The sequence below is a fragment of the Prevotella sp. Sow4_E9_plate genome, assembly GCF_052116205.1.
Lineage (GTDB): Bacteria > Bacteroidota > Bacteroidia > Bacteroidales > Bacteroidaceae > Prevotella.
On the sequence record NZ_JBQKLN010000002.1, the window covers coordinates 47,933 to 59,524 of the forward strand.

Genomic DNA, 11,592 nt, shown 5'->3' on the forward strand with positions numbered 1-11,592 from the left:
TTACCTTATTATATATTAGAACTCTTCTAAAGAAATTGATTCTATTTTTTCGAGATTAGAACTTCACGTTCACGTTCAAACCATAACTCTTGCGAGATGGCAGGGAACCATATTCCAGACCGAGACCTGAAGTATTGTAGCTGGAGTCTGGGTCGATGTTAGGAATGTTCTTCCAAACAATGAATGGGTTACGAGCCACGAAGGATACGGTCAAGCCCTTGACATACTTGCCCAGGATGCTCTCTGGGAAGGTATAGCCGAAAGTAATCTCACGACACTTCACGTAAGAGTTGTCGTAAACGAAGGCACTCTGCACGCCATTTGCCACATGCTTCCAGTAATCTTCAGGGTTCACGGCGATGTCGTTCTTGCGATAAGTACCATCACCATTGTCGATAACACCATCCACTACGAGTCCCTTGCAGTTGCCAGACTCACGCCATGCGGCAAGGTCCATACCCGAAGCCTTGCGAGCCTCCTCAGAAGTGTACCACTCCTCACGACCTGCCAATGTTCCCTTTGCCTTACCAGTCTGGTATGCAGAACGCATAGACATAGAGTAGATGTCGGCACCTACCTTCACATCGAATGCAGCAGAGAGGCGGAAGTTCTTGTAGCTGAAGGTTGAGTAGAAACCACCTGTCCAGTCCCAAGTAGAATTGCCGATGGTCTTGATTTTCTGGTCAACCTTTGGAAGACCAGTAGCTGCATCGACAACCACCTGACCCTTGTCGTTGTAGAGGAAGTCGTGTCCACGGATAGCTCCATAGTTCTCACCTACCTTGGCACCTACAGAAACACCGCACCAGTATGCCTTCGCCAACTCGAAGTAGTCCATGCCATCGGTGAGCGACTTCACCTTGTTGGTATTCTTCGAGAAGTTGACACCCAAGTCCCAAGCGAAGTCCTTGATCTGCAAGGCACGGGCATTGAGGGCAATCTCGATACCCTGGTTCTGAATCTCACCGGCATTGATGAGGCGGTAAGCATAGCCAGAGGTGGTGGTTGAAGCCAAACTCAAAATCTGGTCCTTGGAGTTCTGGTTGTAATAGGTGGCATCCAAGCCCAAGCGTCCGTTAAGGAACTTCATCTCCAAACCTACCTCGTAAGAACCTGTCATAGTAGGCTTCAAATCCTTGTTTGGCTGTGTTGAGTTGGCTATCATACCGATGGTATAACCCGAGTAGCTGTACTTGCCCGTGGTATAGTTGAGTGCCAACAGGTATGGATCGGTATCGCTACCTACCTTTGCCCAAGATGCGCGAATCTTACCGTAATTGATGAACTTCTTGTTCTTGATAAACTCAGAGAATACCAAGCTACCAGATACAGAAGGATATATATATGTATTATTGCCCGAAGGGAGCGTAGAAGACTTATCTCCACGGAGAGTTCCCTCCAGATAGTAAGTATGCTTGTAGCCGAGGCTCGCGCTGGCATAGAGAGAGCTGATCTGCTTCTTATACATGCTCTCGCGAGTATTCTGCTCCTGATAGTTCATGATGTTCTTGATGCCATTCATCTGCTGGTTGAGACCGACGTTGGTAATGGTCTTGTTGTTCACCTTGAAGATGTTACCACCAGCGGTAGCGTTGACATCGAAGTCGCCCCATGAGTTGTTGTAGAGGGCGAGTATCTCGGCGTTGAATGTGCGGTTGTTGAAGATTTGGTCGGTAAGCTTTCCGGCAGGAGTTCCTGGAGTTGTCTTAGCGATGAAGTCCTCGAAGTTCATGCTGTTGATATCGGTACCGATGGTACCCTGCAACTTGAGGTGCTTGTCGATGTTCCAGATGGCCTTACCCGTAAAACGGAACACGTCCTTGTCGGATGTATTGCTGTTCTTATAGAGATCCCAGTATGGGTTCTTGTTATACTGGTCGTTACCATTCCAGTTGGAGTAGTTGCCGTCGGCATCCTCATAGTGCTTCAACCAAGCCTGGTCGTAGGTACCCGCCAGGGTCATGAGGTTCTTACCCACGTTGCTCTGAGAGTCACCAAGGGCAGGACGGTTCTTCACCTTCTCACGAGTATAGTTGGCGGTGAAGTCGAAGTCAATAGGACCTGCTGAGGTATTCACACGGAGGTTGAAGTTGTCACGACTCATATTAGTATTTGGCAAGATATCCTTGTTGCGCATATCGGTAACAGAGAAACGCATACCCGTCTTACCGGAATTAACTGAGAGGATGGCAGAGTTCTGGGCGGTGAAACCTGTGCGGAAGAAATCGGAGGCATTGTTAGGGTGCATCAGGAAAGGACGCTCCTCGCCATCGAAATACTTGAACATGAAGTCATCGGCCTTAGGTCCCCAACTTGAGTTCGTACCAGAAGTGCTCGAATTAGGAAGCTCGCCATTGTAGCCAGCGCCATATATCTCCTGGATGTCGTCCCATTTAGCCAACTGGGTATCGATAGTATAAGAACCATTGTACTCCACGGAAATCTTATCCTTCTCCGCCTTCTTGGTTGTAATCAAGATAACACCGTGGGAAGCACGGCTACCATAGAGGGCAGAGGCAGCAGGACCTTTCAATACGGTCATCGTCTCGATGTCGTCAGGGTTGATGGCAGAGATACCATCACCGAGGTCATAACCACCAGCTTCACCAGCACTGCCAAAGTTGGTATTATCCAAAGGCACACCATCCACCACATAGAGAGGCTGGTTATTGCCTGCCATTTCTGTATTACCACGAAGGAGCACGCGGGTAGAACCAGAAGCACCGCCAGCGGTGTTCTGCACAACAAGACCAGCCACCTTACCTGAAAGAGAGTTGATGACGTTGGTTTCCTTCGCCTTGGTGAGTTCCTCACCCTTCACTTCCTCCAAGCCATAGCCGAGGGCCTTGCGGTCTCGTTTGATACCGAGGGCGGTGACAACTACCTCATTCAAGGCTTTACCATCCTCTTGCATCGTGATTTTCATGCCATTAGCAGCTTTCACGGTCATCGTCTTGTAACCGATGTAGCTCACTTCGAGCGTTACTCCAGGCTTGCAGTTCAACGTAAAGTTACCATCTATATCGGTAACGGCACCGTTGGTTGTACCAGCCACCTTCACGCTAGCGCCAATCAAGGTTTCGCCAGTGGCATCCACCACTGTACCCTTGATGCCCTGGTTCTGCTGCACGCTCATCGCAGCATTGTTCATCTGGGCAGCGAGAATGGCAGAAGCAGGCATCCACATCAAACCTGCACCGAGCAGGCCGAGAAACATAGTTTTCTTTCTCATAATTGATATTTTGTTTTTAGTTTAACATTATTCTTTCCCAAAGATTCCTTCGAGAATCCAAGGAGCATTCACCTTCATACTCTTGAAACGGTCGAAGATGCCATACTTCTCAGAGCCGTTGCCGAAGTGGTTGTTGTCCCAAACGAAAGTAGAGAAGCCTCGTTTGCGAGCCTCCGTAGTCAAGAACTTACAGTAGTAGGTCATGTTTTCATGCACTTTCTCTGAGTTTGACTTATAATGATCGGTTACTCCCCACTCTCCTATTACGATACCCAGTCCTTTGTTGCTCCAGGTATTCACCGCCTTGTCGAAGAAATCCGTCATCGTCTTCTCGTTTTCAGCAGGTATCTTGCCAGCATCCTTGTAAGCATCACCCCAGTAATCGTAGGTGCAATCGCCGGCGTAGCTCCATGGCTGATAGTAGTGGAATTCCACACTCATATAGTTGTTGCCATTGCCTTCGGCATCCTTTGGAATGATGAAATCTCCATTCTCGATGCCAAACCAAGGGTTGCAAACGTAAGTCTGTAAGATGAGGTGGCGCTTGGCATTGTTGCCGCCTGTGGCACGAACCATATCCACGAATATCTGATTGTAAGCATTCTGCACTTCGAGGTTTTCGGCAGTAGGCTTGCCCCAGTTGTCCCTGATGTGAACCTCATTGGTACCGGCAAAAGCCAAGCGACTGTCATAATTGGCAAACTCAGAGGCGATATTCATCCAGAGGAGCGCAAGCTTCTGGCAGTTTTCTTCCTTATATTGATAGGTAGGACGACCTTCGAGCCATTTTTCATGATGCACATTGATGATAACCTTCAAACCGTTGTCAAGGCACCAGCCCACCACCTCCTTGATGCGAGCAATCCAAGCCTTGTCGATGCTCATCGCCTGAGCGTTGGTAATGTGGCACTGCCAACGGATTGGAATACGGATGGCATTAAAACCTGCCTTCTTCACGGCTTGTATCATCTTCTTGGTAACAACGGGATTGCCCCAGGCTGTCTCTGCATGGATAGAACCATCAGGGTTGCCAATCTGCATCGACTCACCATCCTGTCCAGGAGCTGAGCACTCGAATTCGTTGCCAAGATTCCACCCCACAACGTCTTTATTCCATTGCTGGGCAGTAGGTATGGATTCGCCTACGCCATCAGAACTGCTGGATGATGAGTGCAACGTACTTGCTTCGCATGAGAGACATGTGAAGATGCCTATTAAAAAGAGGCTAAATTTCAAAAAGTTCCTTTTCATTTTTATGTTTATATTGTTATTGTTTCGTTTTTTTAATAACTGTTTGACTTACGTAACAGAATTTGGCTGCAAAGATAAAGAAAAGGAACTTTCAGAGGGTTAGATAACAAACATAAAAAGGTTTCAATTCAGACATATCGTCTAAACAGAAACCTTTTCTTTGAATTTAAAACTCTAATTTACAGATACTTACTTGGAGAAACTCCAAAGTGCTTTTTAAATACAGTACTAAAGTACTTCACATTTACAAAACCGGCTTTCACTGAGACCTCCAGCACACTATCCCCCTGTTTCAGGAAGATTGCAGCCTGCTCCAGACGTATCAAACGCATAAAATCCTGCGGACTTTGACCCGTAAGAGTCTTCAGCCTACCATAGAAAAGCGTTCTGCTCATCGCCATCTCTCTACAGAGTCGGTCGATATTAAAGTTTGTATCGCTCAGATGAGCCAACACCAAACGGGTAGCTTTGTCTACAAAAGCCTGGTCTTGTGGATTCAGAACAGCTTCTGCCACATTATCGAACGTCTGGCCTTGCTTATTCAAGACAGTATCATCTTTTTTCTTTTCAGAAGCTCCAGTAGGTTCCAAGAGTTCATAGGAAGAATCAGAACCCACAATCTGCTCGGAAGAAGCAGACTCAGAAGCAACCTCTCCTCTAACAAGAGCAAGGCTTCTGTCCATATAATACTGACTCAACCGGCGACGATTCTTCAAAATACTAGCAACCTTACTCGCAAGAATAGCAGTATCGAATGGCTTGGCTATATAGTCATCAGCACCAAGTCCGAGTCCCTCTATCATAAAGTCACGACCAGCCTTAGCAGTCAGCAGGATAACAGGCAGCCATGATGTTTCCTTATTTTCCTTGATGCTGCGACAGAACTCATCTCCGTGCATTCCCGGCATCATGACATCAGAAACAACGATATCACATACCCCGCCCTCTTTCAAATATTTCAAGGCAGCCTCTGCACTCTCCACATCAACTACTTGATAAGAATCACCAAAAGTCATTCTGATATATTTGCGAAGATCTTCATTGTCATCGACAAAAAGAAGTGTATCCGTTGAAACATCAGCATCCTGCAGAACCGCAGAAGAAACAGTCTGGCAAGTTTCATCATGCTTATCTTCAGCTAAAGAAGATTCAGTTGCAACATTTTTCTTTTCTCCTACAAGCCGAACAGAAGAATCTGTTACATTACCTAATGGCATCTTCACACAGAAAGTAGTACCCTTTCCTTCCTCACTTACGAAACTAAGCTTTCCTCCTAATTTCTCTACAAGCTTTCGTGTAAGCATCAGTCCTAATCCACTTCCCATTTCCTGAGAATTTATCGCATTAGAAGCCCTGAAGAAGGTCTTGAAGATACTCTTAATTTCGGCCTTTGGGATACCTATACCTGTATCACATACATGAATCATAGCCATCTTACCTTCAATAGAAGCCGACAACGTAACCTTTCCACCTTGAGGTGTATATTTGATAGCATTCGAGAGAAGATTTTCCAATATCAAATCCATCATTTTGACATCAGAATGAATCTGTTGCTGCGGACACGTTTCAATACACAGTTGAATATGCTTCTCCTGAGCTGCCAATACAAACTTTTCCAACTGCACACGTAAAAGCATCGGCAATTCTATATCTTGCAGACGAACCTGTTCGGCAGACTGCTCTGCCTTTTGGAAGTCAAGCAATTCTGTAACCATCTTCAATAGTTTGTTGCCGTTGCGATGCGCCATATCCAAGAATCCACGACTTTTCTCACTCAAGTTGGAATCATTAGCCAGATTATCAAGAGGAGCCAACACGAGACTCAAAGGAGTACGTATGTTATGGGCAGTATTAACGAAGAAATTGATTTTTTCATCATAATACTTTCGCTGTAAGCGCTCTTTGTAATACTGCCAGACAAAATATAAGATGGCAGCAAAAATACAGAGATAGATAATCCATGCCCACCAGGTATTCCACCAAGGTTGGGCTATATGAATTTCCAAGGTTGTTTCTCCCAATTCTCTACCATTACTTCTGCAGATAGCCTTTACATGAAGCACATAGCTGCCCGAAGGCAAATTTACAAATCGTGCCAACTGATTAGAAGATGATTTACTCCAATTACGGTCGTATCCTTCCAAATAATATTGATATTGAATATCATACTGGTATTGATAATTGATACTCTCGAAAGAAACAACCAGCGTATTCTCGTTATGGCTAAGTTTCAATTTGCCTTCCTTCAACATTTCAAAGAGACATTCATTCCAGTGATCGGAACGTTCGACACCTTCAACCTCAACACTATGAATACGAAGTGGAGCGGCATAATTCAAACCTTTGGCAAACATAGGAGCCAAAGTGACAACTCCATCGTTGCTGCCAAAAAGCACCCTGCCATCTGAAGTACACGCAACAGACATTCGGTTATACTCACGTTCCATTCCCTTAAAGATGTTGAGGTTTACTATCTTCCCCTGTTTCATGAAAGCCAATCCTTTATCCGTACTTATCCACAAATTGCCATTAATACCTTTTATAAGTCCATAAACAGTATTAGAAGGCAAAGCGTCCTGATTAGTATAACGCTTAAACTTCTTTGTCAGGAAATCATAATCATAGAGTCCTCCTCCATCCGTTCCAATCCAGATATGACGGGAATCCTGAAAAGCCATACTGTTGACAAACAAATTAATGTCTTTATCGGGATACTGTTCTGGATAAAAGAAACGACGAGGATGCAAAGGTTCGCGCTTATCAATCAAATAGCCTCCATGCGAAGTTCCTACAGCAATAAAACGCTTATCCAATGATTCCGTGATGCATTGCACTTCGTTGACAGGCAGATAGAATACCGACTTTCCCGTTCCATTCAAATTATATTTATCTGAAGGGAAACAAGCCATATCGCCATCCAAACATCCCACCCAAATATTACCATCGCTATCAGTTAAAAGACTGAATACGTAATCACTCTTCAACATTCCTGTATCCACAGAATAAGCAGGCATACTAGTGCCATCAGCATTAACCTGATATACGCCATTACCATAGGTACCAACCAGAATTCTGCCGTCTACAGTCTGACAAATCGTAAGCGCCACTTTATTATATAATCCATGATGCCAAAGATGAGTCTGCGCATCATAAACACTTACTCCTTTATCTGTGGCATACCATATTTTCCCATCACGGCTTTGGAAAACATCGTTCACACAATTATCTATCAGTGATTGATTGTTGAGATATTCATGTGTGATATATTCCAAAGTATGTTTCATCGGTATTGCCAAATCTACTCCTCCCGAGTAAGAGCCAGTCCATAAATCGCCAAAACGATCGCAGCACAAGGTGTATAATCCATTACCATTCAACACGTTACCAGGACGTCCATCTGTATCAAGCAAGAGTTTGGTTTGTTTATTCGAACTGTCATAAGCATATATTCCAGCTCCATCTACAGCCATCAGAAGAGTCTGCTTATCATATAAAATGATTGAACGTACGGGAATTTTAGGAATGTTTTGCAAAGATTGGAAATCAGAAGATTTTATCAGCTTCCAAGTACTATCATCCATCACTTTAACTCCTTCGTGAAAAGTACCCAGCCAGATACGATGTCCCACAATATCATGATAAGAGGATACTACAGAACTGCCACTAATCTTCTTTTCTAACTTCCGGGCAGGCATCGAATAGCAATAAACATCTTTAAAAGTTCCTATCAAGAGTTTCTCACCTATAAATTGGATATGATTAATATAGGTATTTTTCAATACAAACCTACCCTTAGCTGTCTCCCGAACTATCTCCTTTCCATCAGTAGCTGCTGATAAGCAATAAATGCCTCTATCCATAGCTAACCAGAAATTGCCCTTTTCGTCTACCAACAGTTCGTTCAACACGATACTTCCACCTAAAATATTCTGAAGATTACATTTCAAAACAAATGCATCTTTCCTCTTATCATATATATACACCTTTCCCTTGTTGTCGTAGGCGTAAATCAGATGTTGCGCATCCTTAGTCAGTTTAATACTTCTACCACTAGCATCACTATACGGCATCTCTGTGTATAAAGTATAATTGGTTACTTGTTGCCCATTATATCGGTCAACTCCGCGCTTAGTACTTATCCACATAGCACCATCCTCTGCCTCGACAATAGAATAAACACGAGGGCTGGAAAGACCATTGTCTGCATTGAGATTGGAAAGCATGAACATATTTCTGGAAATATGCGCATATGCCTGAAGAGCCGATGCCAACAGCAGCAATATAATTAAAGTACAGGATTTATGTCGTTTCATAATTCTTTCATTGATATTACTTGGGGACAAAGATAATACAAAAAAATGAAAAACAAATAGAATAATGAGATAAAATGAAAAAAATCTATTATCTTTGCAAGATATTAATATAAAGATATAGACTATGATCAAAAGATTATTATCCTTTCTAGACGCATCGCCAGTGAATTTCCTGGCAGTAAAGAATATCTCCAAGGAATTGGAGAAGAACGGGTTCCGCCGTATGAACCCACAGGAGCCTTTGGGCAAGATTGAAGCGGGTGAAAAGTTCTTCGTTACCAAGAACGACTCTTCCATCTACGCCTTCCAAATCGGAAAGAAGCCTTTGGCAGATGCCGGTTTCCACATGATCTGCGCCCACTGCGACTCGCCTACCTTCCGCATCAAGCCAAATGCTGAGATGCTTTGCGAGGGCGGTATCGTAAAACTGAATACCGAGGTTTATGGTGGTCCTATCATGTCAACCTGGTTCGACCGTCCGCTCACTTTGGCTGGTAGAGTTATCGTGAAGGGCGAGAATGCGATGAATCCCCAGACGCTCCTTCTTCATGTGAAGCGCCCATTGCTGCAGATCAGCAATCTCGCTATCCACTTCAACCGCCAGGTGAATGATGGTGTGAAGTTGAGCAAGCAGAAGGATGTACTTCCTATCCTCGGCATCATCAATGATGAACTGGAGAAGGGTAACCTCCTGATGAATGTGATAACCGACGAACTGAATATCCAGAAAGAGGATGTTCTTGATTTCGATCTCTATCTGGCTGATGCCACTCCAGCCTGCACCTTCGGTGTACACGATGAGTTTATCTCTTCAGGCAGACTCGATGACCTGTCTATGTGCTGGGCTGGTGTAGAGGCGATGATTGCATCTGATGCCAATGATACCACCCAGGTTCTCGCCATCTTCGATAATGAAGAAACGGGGTCTCAGACCAAACAGGGAGCCGGAAGTCCATTCCTTTCATATATGCTCCAGCGCATCGCCCTGGCACAGAGCCATACAGAAGAGGCTTATTATCAGGCAGTAGAGCGTGCCTTCATGATTTCAGCCGATAATGCGCATGCCTGGCATCCTAACTATAGCGAAAAATTCGACCCTACGAATCATCCTAAGTTGGGCGGTGGTCCGGTCATCAAGTTCAATGCAGCCCAGAAGTATGCGAGCGATGCTGTATCAGCAGCCATCTTCGCCAACATCTGCGATGCAGCCGGTGTACCATGCCAGCGCTTCGTAAACCACAGCGATGTAGCAGGTGGCAGCACATTGGGCAATATCCTCGCCTCTTCCATACCATTGAAGGGTGTGGATATGGGCAATGCCATCCTCGCTATGCACAGTTGCCGCGAAACCGGTAGCGTTATCGACCACGAATATTGCGTGAAGGCTTTCACCAAGTTCTATCAGCTGTAATTCCTACAGGAAATTCAGTTGTAAACCAATTTGCTATCCAAAGGAAATAAAAAAATAAATCTAGCGACGCTGTGAAACGCTGCGTTGCTGGATTTATAAAAAATGCTATTCCAACCACACGGCGTTTCACTCACCATTAGTCATAACGCATTGTTTTATAAGCAGATGAACCTTCTTCTTCATATCCCTTGTTCTGTACCAACTTAGGATTTAAATCGATACATTTCTGAGGAATCGGGAAAACGGTGATATAAACGGACGATTTGCCTTTCAGATATGGATAGAGATTGAAGGCATCAGTAAACATACCAAAGCGGATAAGGTCCTGACGATGAATATCTTCTCTTGACAATACGGCAAGACGCTCTTCGAGAATACGATTGAGCGTAGCCCTATGGGCAGGCTTGCCTTGACGGGCGCGAACCATATTCAGTTCGGTTCTGCCATCCTCACCATTACGGATATTTGCCTCTGACTTCATCAGCAAAACATCCGTATAACGGAACAGGAAACGCGCAACTGGGGTGCCGGTACGGCTAGGAAGCTCTGTACGGCTGTCGGTACTGCAGAATATCACATCCTCGTCCAAGGAATATCCCTCAGCAGCCAGAGCATCACAATAGTAAATACAGGTTTCCCACGCATTCAGCTTCTTGCTGCGATTCTCGCTCGCCTTGAGGTCATTCAGCAGGGAGGCACCATCGGCTGTCTGAACCATAAAATCAATATTACGGCCCCTTGGACGCTTCTTATAACCCTTGGTCCAATCATCAAAAGTATAAATTTCTGCATTCAAAGCCATCTTTGCCAGCAGATAGTTGACCACCGGTTTCGTAATGCGACCGAAAAAACTGCCCTCCTTACCGCTATGCTGAGCGGAGAGATAAGGCAAAACCTGCTGTAACTCACTGAAAATAAACTGAAAGACCTCACTCCTCTCACTTTGAGCAGAAAGATAGACATCAGTAAAGGAAGCAGTGGAATCGGACTTTGCAGAGGCATAAATAGCAGATTCTTCCGAAGACAAAACCACCGGAATACGCCCAAACTTATCCATCGCCTCATAATAAAGCAAGGCTCTGATGGCTCGGACCTCAGCCTTCAACCGGTCTTTGTGGTCGGCAGTAATCAGCGAGGCGTTATCATCAATAAAATCAAGGGAATGATTGGCAAGAGAAATACCCTGATAGATATATTCCCAGACATGGTAAAGCGGGTCGGCATAAGAAGTTTCCTGGCTATCCTTGTCCATATAATCATATAGGGGCGCTACGGCATTGGAATAAATATCGGACACAGAACCATTGATAGCATCCTCGCTGAGCAGATTCTTCTGCTGCTCATTCTGACACGAAGAGAATGCTAGCATAGTCCCCAAAAAGAAG

General features: G+C 44.8%; 5 protein-coding genes. 1 reads left to right on the plus strand and 4 read right to left on the minus strand.

Annotated elements, in window-relative coordinates:
• Positions 1-55 precede the first annotated feature (55 nt).
• From ACTQ53_RS01125 to ACTQ53_RS01135, 3 genes are all read right to left on the minus strand, one after another.
• The gene (locus tag ACTQ53_RS01125) at positions 56-3,232 is read right to left on the minus strand and encodes a SusC/RagA family TonB-linked outer membrane protein (RefSeq protein WP_441931720.1); all 3,177 of its coding nucleotides are present in this window, start codon (positions 3,230-3,232) and stop codon (positions 56-58) included.
• A gap of 27 nt (positions 3,233-3,259) precedes the next feature.
• Entirely contained in the window at positions 3,260-4,483 is a 1,224-nt protein-coding gene (locus ACTQ53_RS01130; protein WP_294970538.1) for a glycoside hydrolase family 5 protein, read from the minus strand.
• 179 nt (positions 4,484-4,662) lie between these two features.
• Positions 4,663-8,796 (minus strand): ATP-binding protein, encoded by a 4,134-nt coding sequence (locus ACTQ53_RS01135; RefSeq protein ID WP_441931722.1) that lies wholly within the window; start codon positions 8,794-8,796, stop codon positions 4,663-4,665.
• Positions 8,797-8,920: 124 nt separating this feature from the next.
• On the opposite strand from ACTQ53_RS01135, the gene ACTQ53_RS01140 reads away from it, so the two are divergent.
• Entirely contained in the window at positions 8,921-10,207 is a 1,287-nt protein-coding gene (locus tag ACTQ53_RS01140) for a M18 family aminopeptidase (RefSeq protein ID WP_441931724.1), read from the plus strand.
• A gap of 136 nt (positions 10,208-10,343) precedes the next feature.
• On the opposite strand, the gene ACTQ53_RS01145 is transcribed toward ACTQ53_RS01140, so the two are convergent.
• Entirely contained in the window at positions 10,344-11,576 is a 1,233-nt protein-coding gene (locus ACTQ53_RS01145; protein ID WP_441931726.1) for a RagB/SusD family nutrient uptake outer membrane protein, read from the minus strand.
• Between the last annotated feature and the right edge of the window lie 16 nt (positions 11,577-11,592).

Excerpts from the sequence above, each read along its gene's own strand:
- ACTQ53_RS01125 (WP_441931720.1), bottom strand. The coding sequence starts at position 3,232 with ATGAGAAAGAAAACTATGTTTCTCGGCCTGCTCGGTGCAGGTTTGATG.
- ACTQ53_RS01130 (WP_294970538.1), bottom strand. The coding sequence starts at position 4,483 with ATGAAAAGGAACTTTTTGAAATTTAGCCTCTTTTTAATAGGCATCTTC.
- ACTQ53_RS01135 (WP_441931722.1), bottom strand. The coding sequence starts at position 8,796 with ATGAAACGACATAAATCCTGTACTTTAATTATATTGCTGCTGTTGGCA.
- ACTQ53_RS01140 (WP_441931724.1), top strand. The coding sequence starts at position 8,921 with ATGATCAAAAGATTATTATCCTTTCTAGACGCATCGCCAGTGAATTTC.
- ACTQ53_RS01145 (WP_441931726.1), bottom strand. The coding sequence starts at position 11,576 with ATGCTAGCATTCTCTTCGTGTCAGAATGAGCAGCAGAAGAATCTGCTC.